Here is an 18,915-nt window from a genome sequence, read left to right as displayed (position 1 = left end):
TGTAATCATTTTCATTCATGGTGAGGTGCGTCACGAAAATATACTTACTGCTTCTGTAAAGTACCGTTTTACTTCTTCTGACTAACCGACCCACAGAGGAGTCACCTATGTCTAAGTCTGATGTTTTTCATCTCGGCCTCACTAAAAACGATTTACAAGGGGCTACGCTCGCTATCGTCCCTGGCGATCCTGAGCGTGTGGAAAAGATCGCCGCGCTGATGGATAAGCCGGTCAAGCTGGCTGCCCATCGTGAGTTCACCACCTGGCGCGCAGAGCTGGATGGCAAAGCGGTGATCGTGTGCTCTACCGGTATCGGTGGTCCGTCTACGTCTATTGCTGTTGAAGAGCTGGCGCAGCTGGGCATTCGTACTTTCCTGCGTATCGGTACCACCGGCGCTATCCAGCCGCACATCAACGTCGGCGACGTGCTGGTCACGACCGCGTCCGTCCGTCTGGACGGTGCAAGCCTGCACTTTGCACCGATGGAATTCCCGGCAGTGGCGGATTTCGAATGCACCACCGCGCTGGTTGAAGCCGCGAAATCCGTGGGCGCAACCACCCACGTAGGCGTAACCGCCTCTTCCGACACCTTCTACCCGGGCCAGGAGCGTTACGACACCTTCTCTGGCCGCGTGGTAAGCCGCTTCAAAGGCTCCATGGAAGAGTGGCAGTCAATGGGCGTGATGAACTACGAAATGGAATCCGCCACGCTGCTGACCATGTGCGCAAGCCAGGGTCTGCGTGCCGGTATGGTGGCGGGCGTTATCGTCAACCGTACCCAGCAGGAGATCCCGAACGCCGAAACCATGAAGCAGACCGAAAGCCATGCAGTGAAAATCGTGGTTGAAGCCGCGCGTCGCCTGATCTAGTCCCTTCCTTTCTAAATCAAAGGCCGACACGTTCGGCCTTTATTTTTTGCGTAGCGCCTCGCAGGAAAACCCTTTCAAACTGGACGTTTATACAGCACAATCTTATTTTGTGCGGGTAATACGTTGATGCAGGGGGCATTGTGGATATCTCAATCCTGATTTATGCAGTGATTGCGCTGGCGGGCGTGGCGATAGGCTGGCTGATGTCCAGTTATCAGCATGCGCAGCAGAAGGCCGATCAGCTGGCTGAACGTGAAGAGATCGTCGCCGATTTAAGCGCGGCCAGGCAGCAGCTTGCCCTGAGTGAACACTGGCGCGACGAGTGTGAACTGCTCAACAACGAACTGCGCAATCTCCGAGATATCAACACCTCGCTGGAGGCCGATCTCCGCGAAGTGACCACCCGCCTTGAATCCACTCAGCTGCATGCGGAAGACAAAATCCGCCAGATGATCAACAGCGAGCAGCGCCTCAGCGAACAGTTTGAGAACCTCGCCAACCGTATTTTCGAGCACAGCAACCGTCGCGTTGACGAACAGAACCGCCAGAGCCTTAACAGCCTGCTGACGCCGCTGCGTGAACAGCTGGACGGTTTTCGTCGTCAGGTGCAGGACAGTTTTGGTCAGGAAGCCCGCGAGCGGCACACCCTGGCGCATGAGATTCGCAATCTCCAGCAGCTGAATGCCCAGATGGCGCAGGAAGCGGTCAACCTGACCCGCGCGCTCAAAGGGGATAACAAAACCCAGGGCAACTGGGGAGAAGTGGTGCTGACCCGCGTACTGGAAGCCTCCGGCCTGCGGGAAGGATATGAATACGAAACGCAGGTGAGTATCGAAAACGACGCCCGCTCTCGCATGCAGCCGGATGTGATTGTGCGGCTGCCGCAGGGTAAAGATGTGGTGATTGACGCCAAAATGACCCTGGTGGCGTATGAGCGTTACTTCAACGCGGAGGATGACTACACCCGCGAATCGGCGCTGCAGGAGCACATTGCCTCCGTGCGTAACCACATTCGCCTGCTCGGCAGAAAAGACTATCAGCAGTTGCCGGGTCTTCGCTCGCTGGACTATGTCCTGATGTTTATTCCGGTAGAGCCCGCGTTTCTGCTGGCACTCGACAGGCAGCCTGAACTCATCACCGAAGCGCTCAAAAATAACATTATGCTGGTCAGCCCTACCACGTTGCTGGTGGCGTTACGTACCATTGCGAACCTGTGGCGCTATGAGCACCAGAGCCGCAACGCGCAGCAGATTGCCGATCGTGCCAGCAAGCTGTACGACAAAATGCGCCTCTTCGTGGACGACATGTCCTCAGTCGGGCAGAGCCTGGATCGTGCGCAGGATAACTACCGCCAGGCGATGAAAAAACTCACCTCGGGACGCGGCAATCTGCTGGCGCAGGCCGAATCATTCCGCAGCCTGGGGGTAGAGGTTAAACGCGAGATTCATCCGGAATTGGTGGAACAGGCCACCGCCCAGGACGACGAGTTTCGCCTGCGAGAAGGTGCGGACGAACAAAAGACAAACAGTGAAGACAATACGTTAGCGGTGGATTTATCACCAGACGAGACTCCGGCGCGTTTCTTTCGCGGTGGTTGAAACGTAGGGCAAACGCGCCCAATCTGTTACACTTCACGAACATTTTACTGATAAGCAGGCTCTGAGATGGCTGACGATTCACAAGACACAACGCACTTTGGCTTTCAGACTGTCGCCAAAGCGCAGAAAGCTGACATGGTGGCCCACGTATTTCATTCCGTGGCGGCGAAGTACGATGTAATGAATGACCTGATGTCGTTCGGCATTCATCGCTTGTGGAAGCGCTTCACCATTGACTGTAGCGGCGTACGTCGCGGACAAACGGTGCTGGATTTAGCCGGCGGTACGGGCGATTTAACCGCGAAATTCTCCCGTCTGGTGGGCGAAACCGGGCGCGTTGTCCTCGCCGATATTAATGACTCCATGCTGAAAATGGGCCGCGAAAAGCTGCGTAACATCGGCGTGGTGGGGAATGTGGAATATGTTCAGGCAAACGCCGAAGCGCTGCCGTTCCCGGACAATACCTTTGACTGCATCACGATCTCCTTCGGTCTGCGTAACGTGACCGATAAAGAAAAGGCGCTGCGCTCCATGTACCGCGTGCTGAAACCGGGTGGACGCCTGCTGGTGCTCGAGTTCTCGAAACCGATCATTGAGCCGCTGAGCAAAGCCTACGACGCCTATTCCTTCCACGTGCTGCCGCGCATCGGCGAGCTGGTGGCGAATGATGCGGAAAGTTACCGCTATCTGGCGGAATCTATCCGTATGCACCCGGATCAGGACACCTTAAAAGCCATGATGCAGGATGCAGAATTTGAGAACGTTGAATATTTCAACCTGACGGCGGGTGTCGTCGCGCTGCATCGCGGTTACAAATTCTGAGTGGAGGTGTCCCGTGCCCTTTAAACCCTTAGTCTCCGCAGGCATCGAGAATGTACTGAACGCTTTCCTGTATCGCGCTCCGGCGCTGAAAGCTGCGCGTCAGCGGCTAAACGGGAAGGTATTGCGCATTGTTTTAAAAGAGTTATCGACGCCGCTTGTACTGGTCTTCAGCGAACGCCAGCTTGACGTACTGGGGGAGTGGGAAGGTGAAGCTGACTGCTCGGTCATCACGCACATGAGCGTGCTGCCAAAACTGCGCGATCGCCAGCAATTAACGGCGCTTATCCGCAGCGGTGAGCTGGAAGTAGAAGGCGACATTCAGGTCGTGCAGAACTTCGTTGCGCTCACCGATCTGGCGGAGTTCGACCCGGCAGAGCTGCTCGTGCCTTTTATCGGCGACATCGCCGCCGAAGGCATCGGGAAAGTCCTTCAGGGTGGCTCCTCCTTTGCGCGTAAAAGCCTGCAACGTCAGCAACGCTATGCGGCGGAAGTGCTGACGGAGGAGTGGCGAATGGCGCCCGGTCCACTGGAAGTGGCGTGGTTTGCGGAAGAGACCGCTGCTGTTGAACGTGCGGTTGATGCGTTAACCAAACGGCTGGAAAAACTGGAGGGCAAATGACGCCTGGTGAAATTCGGCGCCTCTATTTTATTATTCGCACCTTTTTGAGCTACGGGCTCGACGAGCTTATCCCCAAAATGCGTATCACGCTGCCGCTTCGTATCTGGCGGCGGATGCTGTTCTGGATGCCCAATCGCCATAAAGGTCAACCGCTGGGTGAGCGTCTTCGCCTGGCGCTGCAGGAGCTCGGTCCGGTTTGGATTAAATTTGGACAGATGCTGTCGACCCGTCGCGATCTCTTCCCGCCGCTGATTGCTGATGAACTCGCGATGCTGCAGGACCGCGTCGCACCGTTTGACGGCGCGCGCGCGAAAAAGCAAATTGAAGAGGCGATGGGAAATGTACCCGTCGAGACCTGGTTTGACGATTTCGACATTCACCCACTGGCATCGGCCTCTATCGCGCAGGTGCATACCGCGCGTCTGAAAGAAAACGGCAAAGAAGTTGTTATTAAGGTCATTCGTCCGGACATCCTGCCCATCATCAAAGCAGACATGAAGCTGATTTATCGTCTGGCGCGCTGGGTACCACGCTTGCTGCCGGACGGGCGTCGCCTTCGTCCACTGGAAGTGGTGCGGGAATATGAAAAAACGCTGATTGATGAGCTTAACCTGCTGCGCGAATCGGCAAACGCCATTCAGCTGCGTCGCAACTTTGAAAACAGCCCGATGCTCTATGTCCCTGAAGTCTATTCTGACTACTGCAGCCAGAACATGATGGTGATGGAGCGAATCTACGGTATTCCGGTTTCGGATGTGGTGGCCCTGGAGAAGCAGGGAACGAACATGAAGCTGTTGGCCGAGCGTGGGGTACAGGTCTTCTTTACCCAGGTGTTCCGCGACAGCTTTTTCCATGCGGACATGCATCCGGGCAATATCTTCGTGAGCTACGAACACCCTGAGGATCCGAAGTACATCGGTATCGACTGCGGGATTGTGGGGTCGCTGAACAAGGAAGATAAACGGTATCTGGCAGAGAACTTCATCGCGTTCTTCAACCGCGACTACCGTAAGGTGGCCGAGCTGCACGTCGATTCAGGCTGGGTGCCGCCGGACACCAACGTCGAGGAGTTCGAGTTCGCGATCCGGACCGTTTGTGAACCGATTTTTGAAAAACCGCTGGCGGAAATCTCCTTCGGGCACGTGCTGTTAAACCTGTTCAACACGGCTCGCCGCTTTAATATGGAAGTTCAGCCACAGCTAGTTTTACTTCAGAAAACATTACTTTACGTTGAGGGTGTAGGCCGACAGCTCTATCCTCAGTTAGACTTGTGGAAGACCGCGAAACCTTTCCTTGAGTCCTGGATTAAGGATCAGGTTGGTATTCCGGCGCTGGTGCGCTCGCTGAAAGAGAAAGGCCCGTTCTGGATAGAAAAAATGCCTGAAATTCCTGAACTGGTTTATGACAGTTTGCGTCAGAGCAAGAACCTTCAGCACAGCATGGATAAAATCGCCCGCGAGCTTCAGTCCAGCCGGGTTCGCCAGGGCCAGTCACGCTATCTCTTTGGGATTGGCGCAACGCTGCTGTTGAGCGGTACGCTGCTGCTGATCAACCGTCCGGACTGGCAGATGATGCCCGCCTGGCTGATGGCCGCCGGGGTGGTTGTCTGGCTTGCCGGATGGCGAAAAACGCGCTGAGTTTGCGTCGCTATCGACGGGTCGCATACGTATAATGCGACCTGACTAATTAATCATCTATCCCTGAGGAACATGTATGGGTGGTATCAGTATCTGGCAATTGTTGATCATTGCCGTCATCGTCGTGCTGCTGTTTGGCACCAAAAAGCTCGGTTCTATTGGTTCCGACCTGGGCGCGTCTATCAAAGGCTTCAAGAAAGCGATGAGCGATGATGAGAGCAAGCAGGATAAAACCAGCCAGGACGCTGATTTTACTGCTAAGTCCATCGCCGATAAGCAGGAAGAAGCCAAAAAGGAAGACGCTAAACGCCACGATAAAGAGCAGGTGTAAGTCGTGTTCGACATTGGTTTTAGTGAGCTCCTGCTGGTCTTTGTGATTGGCCTGATTGTGCTGGGGCCGCAGCGTCTGCCGGTGGCGGTGAAGACCGTTGCGGGCTGGGTTCGTGCGCTGAGATCGCTGGCATCGACCGTTCAGAATGAGCTGGCGCAGGAGCTTAAGCTGCAGGAATTTCAGGAAAGCCTTAAAAAGGTCGAGAAGGCGAGCATGGATAACCTGACGCCGGAACTGAAAGCGTCAATGGATGAGCTGCGCGAAGCGGCGGAATCCATGAAGCGCTCCTACAGCGTTAACGATCCTGAAAAAGCGAGCGATGAAGCGAACACCATCCATAACCCGGTGGTGAAGGGCAGCGAGGAGCAGCGCGAGGGCGTAACGCCTGCCAGCGCAGAACATCAGGCTGCCGCGCCAGAACAGACGCCGCAGGAAACCGAAGTGAAAAAACAGGTGCAGCCGGAAGAGCCGGTGGCAAAAACGGCGGAAGTGAAGCACGCTGCGTCCGTTTCCGAATCATCCCCCTCGTCGAGTGATAAAGCGTAAACATGGCAGTAGATGATACTCAACCGCTGATTGCGCACCTCATTGAGCTGCGTAAGCGCCTGTTAAACTGCATTATTGCGGTTTTACTCATATTCCTGTGCCTGGTCTATTTTGCCAACGATATCTATCAGGTGGTCTCTGCACCGCTGATTAAGCAGATGCCGCTGGGCGCAACGATGATTGCAACAGACGTTGCTTCTCCGTTCTTTACCCCCATCAAGCTGACCTTCTGGGTGTCGTTGATTGCCTCAGCGCCGGTCATTCTTTATCAGGTGTGGGCGTTTGTGGCGCCAGCACTGTATAAGCACGAACGCAAGCTGGTGATCCCGCTGCTGGTCTCCAGCTCGCTGCTGTTCTATATCGGCATGGCGTTTGCCTATTTCGTTGTCTTCCCGCTGGCCTTCGGCTTCCTGACGCATACCGCGCCGGAAGGGGTCCAGGTGTCGACGGATATCGCCAGCTACCTCAGCTTTGTGATGGCGTTATTTATGGCGTTTGGCGTGGCATTCGAAGTGCCGGTGGCCATTGTGCTGCTTTGCTGGGTAGGGGTAACAACCCCGGATGACCTGCGTAAGAAGCGTCCGTATATCCTGGTGGGCGCCTTTGTGGTCGGCATGCTGCTGACACCGCCGGATGTGTTCTCGCAGACGCTGCTGGCCATACCGATGTACTGCCTGTTTGAGGTCGGCGTCTTCTTCTCAAGGTTCTACGTGGGTAAAGGGCGTCGGTCGGATGACGAAGACGATACGTCCGACAAGACCACTGAAGAGTAAAACCAGCCGCCCGTCAGGGCGGTTGTTATATGGGGATTCACATGTTTGATATCGGACTCAACCTGACCAGTTCGCAGTTTGCGAAAGATCGCGATGAGGTGGTTGCGCGCGCGTTTGCTGCCGGGGTGAAAGGGCTGCTGCTGACGGGCACCAACCTGCATGAGAGCGAGCAGGCGCAGCAGCTGGCGCAACGCTACGATCGCTGTTGGTCTACTGCTGGTGTACATCCTCACGACAGTAGCCAGTGGACCCCGGAAAGTGGCGACACCCTGTACAGGCTGGCGAAGACGCCAGAAGTGGTAGCGATCGGCGAATGCGGTCTCGATTTCAACCGTAACTTTTCCACGCCTGAAGAGCAGGAAAAAGCATTCACTGCCCAGCTTGCGCTGGCGGCAGAGCTTGGAATGCCCGTATTTATGCACTGCCGCGACGCGCATGAGCGTTTCCTGGCACTTCTGGATCCGTGGCTGGAGAAACTGCCCGGCGCGGTACTCCACTGCTTTACCGGTTCACGACAGGAAGCACTGGATTGCCTGAAGCGAGGGCTTTATCTGGGTGTTACTGGCTGGGTTTGCGATGAGCGTCGCGGGCTCGAACTTCGGGAGCTGTTGCCAGCGATCCCGGCTGACCGGTTGCTCCTTGAAACCGATGCACCCTATCTGCTACCGCGCGATATGAAACCCAAACCGGCATCGCGGCGAAATGAGCCCGCGTATCTGGGGCACATTGTTGAGAGCGTTGCGAAGTGGCGCGGAGAGGATCCGCACTGGCTTTCGGCGCAGACGGATAACAACGTGCGTAATCTGTTCGGAATAAACGTTTAAAGTTTGCGGAAGTCGGTGTTTTTAACGCTCTGCAGCACCTGCTTGTTCAGCAGATTGAGCAACAGCATAGAGCGCGCTTCTCCGTCCGGCTCGGCAAAAATCGCCTGCAGACCTTCGAAAGCGCCTTCGGTAATTACGACGCTATCGCCCGTGTAAGGGGTTTCGGGGTCGGTGATCCCTTCAGGCTGTTGATAAATCGACAGCTGATGAATGACCGTCGACGGAACCGTTGCCGGGTGAGCACCAAAACGAACGAAGTGGCTGACGCCACGCGTGGCGCTGATGGTGGTGGTGTGGATGACTTCCGGGTCGAACTCCACGAACAGGTAGTTCGGGAACAACGGCTCACTGACGGTTGTGCGCTTCCCGCGCTGCATTTTTTCAAGCGTGATCACGGGTGTCAGGCAATTTACAGACTGACGTTCAAGATGTTCCTGCGCGCGCTGAAGTTGCCCGCGTTTGCAATACAGTAAATACCAGGCCTGCATAATCACTCTTTCCCTTAGTTCGGGGCGCAAGCATATCAAAACCCTGGCGGGATCGCTAAGTTGATTATAATGGGCGAAAATGGGACAGAACGCATAACTTCACGCTAATTTAACAAAATTACAGCATCAAGCAGGCTTACGCCGTATAATGAAGCGCTTACAGAGAGGCCATGATTAACTGCATGAAATACCACGATCTCCGCGACTTCCTGACGCTGCTGGAAAAGCAGGGTGAACTCAAACGTATTACACTTCCTGTTGATCCTTATCTGGAGATGACAGAAATTGCTGACCGCACCCTGCGTGCCGGTGGCCCCGCGTTACTGTTTGAAAATCCGAAAGGGTACTCCATGCCGGTGCTGTGCAACCTGTTTGGTACACCGCGTCGCGTCGCACTGGGGATGGGGCAGGAAGACGTCACGGCGCTGCGCGAAGTCGGTAAGCTGCTGGCGTTTCTGAAAGAGCCGGAGCCACCGAAAGGCTTCCGCGATCTGTTCGACAAACTGCCGCAGTTTAAGCAGGTGCTGAACATGCCCACTAAACGCCTGCGCGGCGCGCCGTGCCAGCAGAAGGTGCTGGAAGGCGATGCGGTTGATCTGACCAAAATCCCTGTCATGCAGTGCTGGCCGGAAGATGCTGCGCCGCTGATCACCTGGGGGCTCACCGTTACGCGCGGCCCGCACAAAGAGCGGCAAAACCTCGGTATTTACCGCCAGCAGCTGATTGGCAAGAATAAACTCATCATGCGCTGGCTGTCGCATCGCGGCGGCGCGCTGGATTTCCAGGAGTGGTGTGCTGCGCATCCGGGTGAACGTTTCCCGGTGTCCGTTGCTTTAGGCGCCGATCCGGCCACCATTCTGGGAGCCGTCACCCCCGTGCCGGATACCCTTTCTGAATATGCGTTTGCAGGCCTGCTGCGCGGAACGAAAACCGAAGTCGTGAAGTGTATCTCTAACGATCTCGAAGTTCCGGCCAGTGCCGAAATTGTGCTTGAGGGTTACCTTGAGCAGGGTGAAATGGCGCCAGAAGGCCCTTACGGCGACCACACCGGCTATTACAACGAGGTGGATAACTTCCCGGTGTTTACCGTGACGCACATTACGCAGCGTGAAGATGCGATTTATCACTCCACGTATACCGGACGTCCACCGGACGAACCGGCGGTGCTGGGCGTGGCGCTGAATGAAGTGTTTGTGCCGATCCTGCAAAAGCAGTTTCCGGAAATAGTTGATTTTTATCTGCCGCCTGAAGGATGCTCGTATCGCATGGCGGTGGTCACGATGAAGAAGCAGTATCCTGGTCATGCTAAACGCGTGATGATGGGCGTATGGTCTTTCCTGCGCCAGTTTATGTATACCAAATTTGTTATTGTCTGCGATGATGACGTTAACGCCCGCGACTGGAATGACGTAATCTGGGCCATTACCACGCGAATGGACCCGGCGCGCGATACGGTGTTAGTCGAAAACACGCCGATTGATTATCTGGATTTTGCCTCGCCGGTTTCCGGTCTTGGCTCAAAGATGGGACTGGATGCCACAAATAAATGGCCTGGCGAAACCGACCGTGAATGGGGTCGCCCGATCAAAAAAGATCCTGCTGTGACCGCGCGCATTGACGCGATCTGGGACGAGCTGGCCATAATGAATAACGGTAAACCCTGAGCTGACCGTTAAGCCCTATAGACTTCCCGACAGAGAGAGCGAATGACAACCTTAAGCTGTAAAGTGACCTCGGTAGATGCCATCACCGACACCGTATATCGCGTCCGTTTAGTGCCAGAAGCGCCATTCTCTTTCCGCGCGGGTCAGTACCTGATGGTTGTGATGGATGAGCGTGATAAGCGTCCTTTCTCTATGGCCTCCACGCCAGCGGAGCAGGAATTTATTGAGCTTCATATTGGTGCGTCAGAGCTTAACCTGTATGCGATGGCGGTGATGGATCGCATCCTGAAGGAACGTGAAATCGTGGTGGATATTCCGCACGGTGATGCGTGGCTGCGCGATGACGAAGACCGTCCGCTGATCCTGATCGCTGGCGGTACGGGCTTCTCTTATGTGCGCTCTATTCTGTTGACCGCACTGGCGCGTAACCCGGACCGGGACATCACCATTTACTGGGGTGGCCGCGAAGAGAAACATCTGTACGATCTGTCTGAACTGGAAGCGCTGAGCGTCACCCATCCTAACCTGCGCATTGAGCCGGTGGTTGAGCAGCCGGAAGAGGGCTGGCGCGGGCGTAGCGGTACGGTGCTGACGGCGGTGCTGCAGGATCACGGTACGCTGGCTGGGCACGATATCTATATCGCTGGCCGTTTCGAGATGGCGAAAATCGCCCGCGATCTGTTCTGTAACGAACGTGATGCGCGTGAAGACCGCCTGTTTGGCGATGCGTTTGCCTTCATTTAAATAAAAAACCCGCCCCTGACAGGCGGGAAGAACGGCAACTAAACTCTCTCTTCGCCAGTGACGCCACTGGCGGCGAGGTACCTCTCTTAGGCCGGGAAAGCGCAGCGCCTCCCGGCAAAAGCCCGATGGCGCGATGCTTATCGGGCCTACGTATTAGACCTACACTCTCTCAAACACCGTCGCGATACCCTGACCCAGCCCGATACACATCGTTGCCAGACCAAACTGGGCATCTTTGCGTTCCATCAGGTTGATCAGCGTCGTGCTGATGCGCGCCCCGGAGCAGCCCAGCGGGTGACCTAGGGCGATCGCGCCGCCGTTGAGGTTAATCTTCTCGTCGATCTGCTCCATCAGCCCCAGATCTTTAATGCACGGCAGGATCTGTGCGGCGAAGGCTTCATTCATCTCAAACAGATCGATGTCGCTGGCGGTTAATCCCGCTTTTTTCAGCGCCAGCTTCGAGGCCGGAACCGGGCCGTAGCCCATGATTGACGGATCGCAGCCCACGACCGCCATCGAACGTACCCGAGCGCGAGGGGTTAAGCCCAGCTCGCGGGCACGGCTTTCGCTCATCACCAGCATCGCCGCGGCACCGTCGGACAGGGCGGACGACGTTCCCGCCGTGACCGTACCGGTGACCGGATCAAACGCCGGGCGCAGGGTAGACAGCGCTTCGACCGTGGTTTCCGGGCGGATGACTTCGTCGTAGCTGAACTGCTTCAGTACACCGTCTGCGTCGTGACCGCCGGTCGGGATGATCTCATTCTTAAAGGCACCGGACTGTGTCGCCGCCCATGCGCGAGCGTGAGAGCGCGCGGCAAAGGCATCCTGCATTTCACGGCTGATGCCGTGCAGACGAGAAAGCATCTCGGCGGTCAGACCCATCATCCCCGCGGCTTTCGCCACGTTACGGCTCATCCCCGGGTGGAAATCGACCCCGTGGCTCATCGGCACATGGCCCATGTGCTCAACGCCGCCCACCAGACAGGCCTGCGCATCGCCGGTCATGATCATGCGCGCCGCGTCGTGCAGCGCCTGCATTGACGAACCGCACAGGCGGTTCACGGTGACGGCCGGAACCGAATGCGGGATCTCCGCCAGCAGCGACGCGTTACGGGCGATATTGAAACCTTGCTCCAGGGTCTGCTGCACGCAGCCCCAGTAGATATCGTCCAGCGCAGCAGGATCCAGCGCCGGGTTACGCGCCAGCAGGCTACGCATCAGATGCGCGGAGAGGTCTTCCGCACGCACGTTACGGAACGCGCCGCCTTTTGAACGGCCCATCGGGGTGCGAATCGCATCAACAATGACAACCTTTTCCATTGTGACTCCTTAAGCCGTTTTCAGCTCGCCAACCGGACGGGCTGGCTCAACTGCTGGATAGTAGGGTTCGTTATGGCGCGCTTTGTTACGCAGCCCTTCCGGCACTTCATACAGCGGGCCGAGGTGCTGATACTGCTGAGCCATATCGAGATAGCGGGCGCTGCCGAGCGTGTCCAGCCAGCGGAACGCGCCGCCGTGGAACGGAGGGAAGCCCAGGCCGTATACCAGCGCCATATCCGCTTCCGCCGGGCTGGCGATAATGCCTTCTTCGAGGCAACGCACCACTTCGTTGATCATCGGGATCATCATGCGGGCGATGATCTCGTCGTCGGTGAAGTCGCGTTTCGGCAGGCTAACGTCGGCCAGCAGGCCATCCACCGCGGCGTCTTCTTCTTTCTTCGGTTTGCCTTTGCTGTCTTCTTTATAGCGCCAGAAGCCCAGACCGTTTTTCTGACCGAAGCGGTTAGCGTCGAACAGCGCGTCAATGGCGTCGCGATAATCTTTCTGCATACGCTGCGGGAAGCCTGCCGCCATTACCGCCTGGGCGTGGTGGGCGGTATCAATGCCGACCACGTCCAGCAGATACGCCGGGCCCATCGGCCAGCCGAACTGTTTTTCCATCACTTTGTCGATTTTGCGGAAGTCCGCGCCGTCGCGCAGCAGCTGGCTGAAACCGGCGAAGTAAGGGAACAGCACGCGGTTGACGAAGAAGCCCGGGCAGTCGTTAACGACGATCGGCGTTTTGCCCATCTTGCTGGCCCAGGCCACCACTTTAGCGATGGTTTCGTCAGAGGTTTTTTCCCCACGGATCACTTCGACCAGCGGCATACGGTGTACCGGGTTGAAGAAGTGCATACCGCAGAAGTTTTCCGGACGCTTCAGCACGCTCGCCAGTTCGCTGATTGGAATGGTGGAGGTGTTAGAGGCCAGCACGGTCTCAGGACGAACCTTGTCTTCCGTTTCCGCCAGCACCGCTTTTTTAACCTTCGGGTTCTCGACGACGGCTTCGACCACCACGTCGACACGGTCGAAACCGCTGTATTCCAGCACGGGCTGAATGGTGGAGATCACGCCTGCAAGCTTCAGCCCGTCAATTTTTCCGCGTTCCAGCTGTTTATTCAGCAGCTTGGCCGCTTCGGTCATGCCCAGCGTCAGGGATTTCTCGCTGATGTCTTTCATCACTACCGGCACGCCTTTCCAGGCCGACTGGTATGCGATGCCGCCACCCATAATGCCCGCGCCGAGTACCGCCGCATGTTTTGGCGTCTCAACGTTTTTAGTCAGCTGTTTGGCTTTACCTTTTACGAACTGATCGTTAAGGAAGATACCGACCAGCGCGCGAGCTTCATTGGTATGCGCCAGCGGGACAAAGCTCTGATTTTCGAGCTTCAGCGCGTCATCACGTCCGAGACGGGCAGCCGCTTCAATGGTTTTCACCGCCGTGATTGGCGCCGGGTAGTGTTTACCCGCCGTCTGCATGACCATGCCTTTGGCGATGGTGAAGCTCATGGTGGCTTCAATTTTGCTGAGTTTTAACGGTTCCAGCTTCGGCTGGCGTTTGGCTCTCCAGTCGAGATCGCCGTTAATCGCCTGACGCAGAATGGCGACAGCACCTTCAACCAGCTTCTCAGGTTTCACAACGCCGTCGACCAGGCCGATTTTCTGCGCCTGTTCTGCGCCGACGTCTTTACCTGCGGCAATGATCTCCAGCGCGCTGTCGGCACCCAGCATGCGCGGCATACGCACGGAGCCGCCAAAGCCCGGCATGATGCCCAGCTTGGTTTCCGGCAGGCCGATGCGCAGGTCCGGCGTCGCCAGGCGATAGTCGGTCGCCAGCACGCACTCGCAGCCACCGCCCAGCGCATAGCCGTTAACGGCGGAAATGGTCGGGACAGGCAGATCTTCCAGACGATTAAAGACGCTGTTGGCAAAGTGCAGCCACTGGCTCAGCTGTTCTTCCGGGACCAGGAAAAGCGAAAGGAACTCGGTGATATCGGCACCGACGATAAAGGCCGCTTTGTTCGAACGCAGCAGCAGCCCTTTTAATTCAGGTTGTTTTTCAAGAATATCCAGCGCCTGGCCAAGACTGGCCACCGTCGCGGTATCAAGCTTGTTCACTGAGCCGGGGGCATCGAACACCAGTTCGGCAATGCCATCTTCCAGCCAGTTGAGGTACAGGGTGTCGCCTTTGTAGAGCATGTCAGTCTCCTGAATCCAGCAATTGGATCTGGTCATACCAGATGAATCGGAGTGTGGGATTTATGTTAATAAAATGCAAATTACTCATTAAGAAAATGCTGCATTGATCACGGTCGGTGGAAATCACGCAGCCGGAGTGAGGTGTGCTAAGATGCGATGACTTGAGGTCAAAAAAATGAAAGGAAGAATGATGGACTCACTGGCTTCGCTTTATAAAAATCATATCGTTACCCTACAAGAACGTACCCGCGATGTACTGGCCCGCTTTAAGCTGGATGCGCTGCTGATCCACTCCGGCGAGCTGATGAATACCTTTCTGGATGACCACGCTTATCCGTTTAAGGTGAACCCGCAGTTTAAAGCCTGGGTACCGGTGACGCAGGTTCCAAATTGCTGGCTGCTGGTGGATGGCGTGAACAAACCGAAACTGTGGTTCTACCTGCCGGTCGATTACTGGCACAACGTAGAACCGCTGCCGACCTCTTTCTGGACGGAAGAGATAGAAGTGATTGCACTGCCGAAAGCGGATGGTATTGGCAGCCAACTGCCTGCCGCGCGCGGCAACATCGGCTACATTGGCCCTGTTCCGGAGCGTGCGCTGAGTCTGGATATTCCGGCAGACAAACTCAATCCGAAAGGGGTGCTGGATTACCTGCACTATTACCGCGCATATAAAACCGACTATGAACTTTACTGCATGCGTGAAGCGCAAAAAACGGCGGTGAACGGCCACCGTGCCGCGCACGAAGCGTTCCAGTCGGGGATGAGCGAGTTCGACATCAATCAGGCCTATCTGACCGCGACAGGCCACCGTGATACCGACGTGCCGTACAGCAACATTGTCGCGCTCAACGAGCACGCGTCTGTGCTTCACTACACCAAACTGGATCACCATGTTCCGTCGGAAATGCGCAGCTTCCTGCTGGACGCAGGGGCAGAGTATAACGGCTACGCGGCTGACCTGACCCGTACCTGGGCGGCGAATGCGGACACCGATTTCGCGCAGCTGATTAAAGACGTGAACGATGAACAGCTGGCGCTGATTGGCACCATGAAGGCGGGCACCAGCTATGTGGATTACCACATCCAGTTCCATCAGCGCATCGCCAAACTGCTGCGTAAGCACCAGATTGTGAAAGACATGAGCGAAGAGGCGATGGTCGAGAACGATCTGACCGGGCCCTTCATGCCGCACGGCATTGGTCACCCGCTGGGCCTGCAGGTGCACGACGTTGCGGGCTTTATGCAGGATGATACCGGTACACATCTGGCGGCACCGTCTAAATATCCTTACCTGCGCTGCACCCGCATTCTGGAACCGCGCATGGTGCTGACGATTGAACCGGGGATCTACTTTATCGAATCCCTGCTGGCGCCGTGGCGTGAAGGCCAGTTCAGCAAGCACTTCAACTGGGAAAAAATTGAAGCGCTGAAGCCGTTTGGCGGTATTCGTATCGAAGATAACGTGGTGGTTCACGAAAACGGTATCGAGAATATGACGCGAGACCTGAAGCTGGCCTGATGGAAAGCTGGCTGATACCGGCTGAACCGGTCACCTTTGTTGAGGAAATCAAGAAAAGCCGCTTTATTACGCTGCTGGCTCATACCGATGGCGTAGAGGCGGCAAAAGCGTTTGTCGAGTCCGTCCGGGCTGAGCATCCTGACGCCCGTCACCACTGCGTGGCGTGGGTAGCAGGGCCGCCGGACGATTCGCAGCAGCTGGGGTTTTCCGATGACGGTGAACCGGCGGGCACGGCCGGTAAACCCATGCTCTCCCAGCTAATGGGCAGCGGCGTGGGCGAAATAACCGCCGTGGTGGTGCGCTACTACGGCGGCATTTTGTTAGGCACCGGTGGGCTGGTTAAAGCCTATGGTGGGGGCGTACAGCAGGCGCTTAATATGCTGGTCACTACCCGCAAAACGCCGCTTACCGAATATACTTTATTATGCGATTACGCCCAGCTATCGGGTATTGAAGCGCTTCTGAGGCAGTTTAACGGTGTCATCGCACACAGTGAATATCAGGCAATGGTGCAATTACGCGTGGCGCTTCCTCAGGCGGAACTGGCTGCTTTTTCAGCAAAACTGGCAGATTTTAGTCGTGGTTCGTTGCAATTGCTGCCGATTGAAGAATAATCCCCACCTCACTTTTGAATACCAAAGGAAGCGGCAGAGATGCATTTTCGTGCCATAACCCGAATCGTTGGACTGCTGGTCATACTCTTTTCCGGGACGATGATTCTCCCTGGACTGGTGGCGCTTATCTACCGGGACGGCGCGGGGCGGGCATTTACCCAGACCTTCTTTGTCGCGCTGGCGATTGGCTCGCTGCTGTGGTGGCCAAACCGTCGCCAGAAAGGTGAGCTGAAATCTCGCGAAGGGTTTCTGATTGTGGTCCTGTTCTGGACGGTGCTGGGGAGCGTCGGTTCGCTGCCCTTTATCTTCTCTGAACAGCCTAACCTGAGCATCACGGATGCCTTCTTTGAATCCTTCTCCGGCTTAACGACGACCGGGGCGACGACGCTGGTAGGACTGGATTCGCTGCCGCACGCGATTCTCTTTTATCGTCAGATGCTGCAGTGGTTCGGCGGTATGGGGATCATCGTCCTGGCGGTGGCCATTCTGCCTATTCTGGGCGTTGGTGGGATGCAGCTCTATCGCGCCGAAATGCCCGGACCGCTGAAAGATAACAAGATGCGCCCGCGTATTGCTGAGACGGCGAAAACTCTCTGGCTTATCTATGTCTTGCTGACGGTGGCCTGTGCGCTGGCGCTATGGTTTGCCGGGATGCCCGCTTTCGACGCCATCGGACACAGCTTCGCGACGATTGCTATCGGCGGGTTCTCCACCCACGATGCCAGCATCGGCTACTTCGACAGCCCAACGATTAACACGATTATTGCCATTTTCCTGCTGATCTCTGGCTGTAACTATGGCCTGCACTTCTCTTTACTGAGCGGGCGCAGCCTGAAGGTGTACTGGCGTGACCCTGAGTTCCGCATGTTCATTGGCGTCCAGCTGACGCTGGTGATCATCTGTACCCTGGTGCTGTGGTTCCATGATGTTTACAACTCCGCGTTGACCACGCTAAACCAGGCCTTCTTCCAGGTGGTATCGATGGCGACGACCGCCGGGTTTACTACGGACAGCATCGCGCGCTGGCCGCTGTTCCTGCCGGTGCTTCTGCTCTGTTCCGCGTTTATCGGCGGCTGTGCGGGGTCGACGGGCGGTGGCCTGAAGGTGATCCGTATTCTGCTGCTATTCAAGCAGGGCAACCGTGAGCTGAAGCGTCTGGTCCACCCGAACGCGGTCTACAGCATCAAGCTGGGTAACCGCGCGCTGCCGGAACGTATCCTCGAAGCGGTGTGGGGGTTCTTCTCGGCGTATGCGCTGGTCTTTATCGTCAGTATGCTGGCGATTATCGCGACGGGAGTGGATGATTTCTCCGCCTTTGCGTCGGTCGTCGCAACATTGAACAACCTTGGGCCTGGCCTGGGGGTTGTGGCGGATAACTTTGCCAGTATGAACCCGGTCGCGAAATGGATCCTCATCGCCAATATGCTGTTTGGTCGTCTTGAGGTCTTTACGCTGCTGGTGCTGTTCACCCCTACATTCTGGCGCGAGTAAGGAGCCGTTGATGAAAACACTGATTCTTTTCTCTACGCGAGACGGGCAAACGCGTGAGATTGCCGCGTATCTGGCATCTGAATTAAAAGAGCTGGGGATTTACTCTGATGTGGTGAACCTGAACCGTGCTGAGCAGATAAGCTGGCAGGATTACGACCGCGTGGTAATTGGTGCATCTATTCGTTACGGGCATTTCCATCCGGCGCTGGATCGCTTTGTGAAAAAGCATACGGCGGTGCTCAACAAATTGCCCGGTGCGTTTTACTCGGTCAATCTGGTCGCGCGTAAACCCGAGAAGCGCACGCCGCAGACCAACAGCTACACGCGCAAGTTTTTACTCAACTCGCCGTGGCAGCCTGATCTGTGCGCCGTCTTTGCCGGCGCGCTGCGCTACCCTCGCTACCGCTGGTATGACCGCTTTATGATCCGTCTTATTATGAAGATGACGGGGGGCGAAACCGACACGCGTAAAGAAGTGGTTTATACCGACTGGTCGCAGGTAGCCAGTTTTGCGCGAGAAATCGCACATTTAACGGACGATTCGCGACATAAATAAGCGTTAAGTTTGAAAAGTGAGCGAACGAAAAGTTTTTTGTATTTTGTGCTTGTCACTTCAGAATAACTCCCTATAATGCGCCTCCACTGACACGGAACAACGGCACATCACGCCGCCGGGTCAGCAGAGAATAGCGAAAATAAACGCTTGACTCTGAAGCGGGAAAGCGTAATATGCACACCCCGCGCCGCAGCGAAAAGCGAAGCGGCACTGCTCTTTAACAATTTATCAGACAATCTGTGTGGGCACTCAAAGTGACATGGATTCTTAACGTCCTCGGACGAAAAATGAATAC

Annotated in this window: 19 protein-coding genes; 15 read left to right on the top strand and 4 right to left on the bottom strand. The window is 56.1% G+C overall.

What is annotated here, in order from left to right:
* Positions 1 to 107 precede the first annotated feature (107 nt).
* The 9 genes from udp to tatD all read left to right on the top strand — a co-directional run bounded on the left by udp (position 108) and on the right by tatD (position 8,019).
* Positions 108 to 869 carry a uridine phosphorylase gene (gene udp, locus OTG14_RS23305; protein ID WP_003860792.1) on the top strand — a complete coding sequence of 254 codons (762 nt, stop codon included), beginning with the start codon at positions 108 to 110 and terminating at the stop codon, positions 867 to 869.
* A 140-nt stretch (positions 870 to 1,009) separates the two neighbouring features.
* On the top strand, positions 1,010 to 2,467 hold the full coding sequence (gene rmuC / locus OTG14_RS23300; protein ID WP_267215810.1) for a DNA recombination protein RmuC: 1,458 nt from the start codon (positions 1,010 to 1,012) through the stop codon (positions 2,465 to 2,467).
* A 66-nt stretch (positions 2,468 to 2,533) separates the two neighbouring features.
* A complete protein-coding gene (gene ubiE / locus OTG14_RS23295) occupies positions 2,534 to 3,289 on the top strand; it encodes a bifunctional demethylmenaquinone methyltransferase/2-methoxy-6-polyprenyl-1,4-benzoquinol methylase UbiE (RefSeq protein ID WP_023309612.1) in 756 nt (251 codons plus the stop codon).
* 13 nt (positions 3,290 to 3,302) lie between these two features.
* The gene (gene ubiJ / locus OTG14_RS23290) at positions 3,303 to 3,908 is read left to right on the top strand and encodes a ubiquinone biosynthesis protein UbiJ (RefSeq protein WP_267215809.1); all 606 of its coding nucleotides are present in this window, start codon (positions 3,303 to 3,305) and stop codon (positions 3,906 to 3,908) included.
* On the top strand, positions 3,905 to 5,545 hold the full coding sequence (ubiB, locus tag OTG14_RS23285; protein WP_024907999.1) for a ubiquinone biosynthesis regulatory protein kinase UbiB: 1,641 nt from the start codon (positions 3,905 to 3,907) through the stop codon (positions 5,543 to 5,545). The genes ubiJ and ubiB overlap by 4 nt, the downstream gene beginning before the upstream one ends.
* A gap of 76 nt (positions 5,546 to 5,621) precedes the next feature.
* A complete protein-coding gene (gene tatA / locus OTG14_RS23280; RefSeq protein ID WP_024908000.1) occupies positions 5,622 to 5,876 on the top strand; it encodes a Sec-independent protein translocase subunit TatA in 255 nt (84 codons plus the stop codon).
* A gap of 3 nt (positions 5,877 to 5,879) precedes the next feature.
* Positions 5,880 to 6,422 carry a Sec-independent protein translocase protein TatB gene (gene tatB, locus OTG14_RS23275; RefSeq protein WP_267215808.1) on the top strand — a complete coding sequence of 181 codons (543 nt, stop codon included), beginning with the start codon at positions 5,880 to 5,882 and terminating at the stop codon, positions 6,420 to 6,422.
* Between the two features lie 2 nt (positions 6,423 to 6,424).
* On the top strand, positions 6,425 to 7,195 hold the full coding sequence (gene tatC, locus OTG14_RS23270) for a Sec-independent protein translocase subunit TatC (RefSeq protein WP_024908002.1): 771 nt from the start codon (positions 6,425 to 6,427) through the stop codon (positions 7,193 to 7,195).
* A 41-nt stretch (positions 7,196 to 7,236) separates the two neighbouring features.
* Positions 7,237 to 8,019 carry a 3'-5' ssDNA/RNA exonuclease TatD gene (gene tatD / locus OTG14_RS23265; protein ID WP_267215807.1) on the top strand — a complete coding sequence of 261 codons (783 nt, stop codon included), beginning with the start codon at positions 7,237 to 7,239 and terminating at the stop codon, positions 8,017 to 8,019.
* Here tatD and rfaH read toward each other — a convergent pair.
* On the bottom strand, positions 8,016 to 8,507 hold the full coding sequence (rfaH, locus tag OTG14_RS23260) for a transcription/translation regulatory transformer protein RfaH (protein ID WP_023309605.1): 492 nt from the start codon (positions 8,505 to 8,507) through the stop codon (positions 8,016 to 8,018). The genes tatD and rfaH overlap by 4 nt on opposite strands.
* A gap of 173 nt (positions 8,508 to 8,680) precedes the next feature.
* Here rfaH and ubiD point away from each other — a divergent pair, with 173 nt between their 5' ends.
* Both ubiD and fre read left to right on the top strand, forming a co-directional pair.
* On the top strand, positions 8,681 to 10,171 hold the full coding sequence (gene ubiD / locus OTG14_RS23255; RefSeq protein WP_161798590.1) for a 4-hydroxy-3-polyprenylbenzoate decarboxylase: 1,491 nt from the start codon (positions 8,681 to 8,683) through the stop codon (positions 10,169 to 10,171).
* A gap of 42 nt (positions 10,172 to 10,213) precedes the next feature.
* Positions 10,214 to 10,915, top strand: a complete 702-nt coding sequence (fre, locus tag OTG14_RS23250; RefSeq protein ID WP_008501516.1) for an NAD(P)H-flavin reductase — start codon at positions 10,214 to 10,216, stop codon at positions 10,913 to 10,915.
* Between the two features lie 159 nt (positions 10,916 to 11,074).
* Here the strand turns inward: fre and fadA are convergent, their stop codons facing one another.
* On the bottom strand, positions 11,075 to 12,238 hold the full coding sequence (gene fadA, locus OTG14_RS23245) for an acetyl-CoA C-acyltransferase FadA (protein WP_008501515.1): 1,164 nt from the start codon (positions 12,236 to 12,238) through the stop codon (positions 11,075 to 11,077).
* A 9-nt stretch (positions 12,239 to 12,247) separates the two neighbouring features.
* The gene (gene fadB, locus OTG14_RS23240) at positions 12,248 to 14,437 is read right to left on the bottom strand and encodes a fatty acid oxidation complex subunit alpha FadB (protein WP_048992395.1); all 2,190 of its coding nucleotides are present in this window, start codon (positions 14,435 to 14,437) and stop codon (positions 12,248 to 12,250) included.
* A gap of 190 nt (positions 14,438 to 14,627) precedes the next feature.
* On the opposite strand from fadB, the gene pepQ reads away from it, so the two are divergent.
* Genes pepQ through hemG form a run of 4 tightly spaced genes read left to right on the top strand, consistent with a single transcriptional unit; the run spans position 14,628 to position 18,620 of the window.
* Positions 14,628 to 15,959, top strand: a complete 1,332-nt coding sequence (gene pepQ / locus OTG14_RS23235; protein ID WP_048992398.1) for a Xaa-Pro dipeptidase — start codon at positions 14,628 to 14,630, stop codon at positions 15,957 to 15,959.
* Positions 15,959 to 16,573, top strand: coding sequence for an IMPACT family protein (locus OTG14_RS23230; protein WP_024908007.1), 615 nt, complete (start codon positions 15,959 to 15,961; stop codon positions 16,571 to 16,573). Before pepQ ends, OTG14_RS23230 begins: the two co-directional genes overlap by 1 nt.
* Before the next feature lie 39 nt (positions 16,574 to 16,612).
* A complete protein-coding gene (gene trkH, locus OTG14_RS23225; protein ID WP_048992400.1) occupies positions 16,613 to 18,064 on the top strand; it encodes a Trk system potassium transporter TrkH in 1,452 nt (483 codons plus the stop codon).
* 10 nt (positions 18,065 to 18,074) lie between these two features.
* A complete protein-coding gene (hemG, locus tag OTG14_RS23220) occupies positions 18,075 to 18,620 on the top strand; it encodes a menaquinone-dependent protoporphyrinogen IX dehydrogenase (protein ID WP_048992402.1) in 546 nt (181 codons plus the stop codon).
* Between the two features lie 107 nt (positions 18,621 to 18,727).
* On the opposite strand, the gene OTG14_RS23215 is transcribed toward hemG, so the two are convergent.
* Positions 18,728 to 18,915: hypothetical protein (locus OTG14_RS23215; RefSeq protein WP_267215806.1), on the bottom strand; the 188-nt coding region annotated here is incomplete at its 5' end.

The sequence above is a fragment of the Enterobacter pseudoroggenkampii genome (genome assembly GCF_026420145.1).
GTDB classification, from domain to species: domain Bacteria; phylum Pseudomonadota; class Gammaproteobacteria; order Enterobacterales; family Enterobacteriaceae; genus Enterobacter; species Enterobacter pseudoroggenkampii.
Note: the sequence above shows the minus strand (reverse complement) of the source record. Positions and strands in the feature narration are given on the sequence as shown.

Coding starts and splice junctions, on each gene's coding strand:
- OTG14_RS23230 (WP_024908007.1), top strand. CDS start 15,959: ATGGAAAGCTGGCTGATACCGGCTGAACCGGTCACCTTTGTTGAGGAA.
- pepQ (WP_048992398.1), top strand. CDS start 14,628: ATGGACTCACTGGCTTCGCTTTATAAAAATCATATCGTTACCCTACAA.
- ubiB (WP_024907999.1), top strand. CDS start 3,905: ATGACGCCTGGTGAAATTCGGCGCCTCTATTTTATTATTCGCACCTTT.
- fre (WP_008501516.1), top strand. CDS start 10,214: ATGACAACCTTAAGCTGTAAAGTGACCTCGGTAGATGCCATCACCGAC.
- udp (WP_003860792.1), top strand. CDS start 108: ATGTCTAAGTCTGATGTTTTTCATCTCGGCCTCACTAAAAACGATTTA.
- tatD (WP_267215807.1), top strand. CDS start 7,237: ATGTTTGATATCGGACTCAACCTGACCAGTTCGCAGTTTGCGAAAGAT.
- ubiE (WP_023309612.1), top strand. CDS start 2,534: ATGGCTGACGATTCACAAGACACAACGCACTTTGGCTTTCAGACTGTC.
- hemG (WP_048992402.1), top strand. CDS start 18,075: ATGAAAACACTGATTCTTTTCTCTACGCGAGACGGGCAAACGCGTGAG.
- fadA (WP_008501515.1), bottom strand. CDS start 12,238: ATGGAAAAGGTTGTCATTGTTGATGCGATTCGCACCCCGATGGGCCGT.
- rfaH (WP_023309605.1), bottom strand. CDS start 8,507: ATGCAGGCCTGGTATTTACTGTATTGCAAACGCGGGCAACTTCAGCGC.
- tatA (WP_024908000.1), top strand. CDS start 5,622: ATGGGTGGTATCAGTATCTGGCAATTGTTGATCATTGCCGTCATCGTC.
- trkH (WP_048992400.1), top strand. CDS start 16,613: ATGCATTTTCGTGCCATAACCCGAATCGTTGGACTGCTGGTCATACTC.
- tatC (WP_024908002.1), top strand. CDS start 6,425: ATGGCAGTAGATGATACTCAACCGCTGATTGCGCACCTCATTGAGCTG.
- fadB (WP_048992395.1), bottom strand. CDS start 14,437: ATGCTCTACAAAGGCGACACCCTGTACCTCAACTGGCTGGAAGATGGC.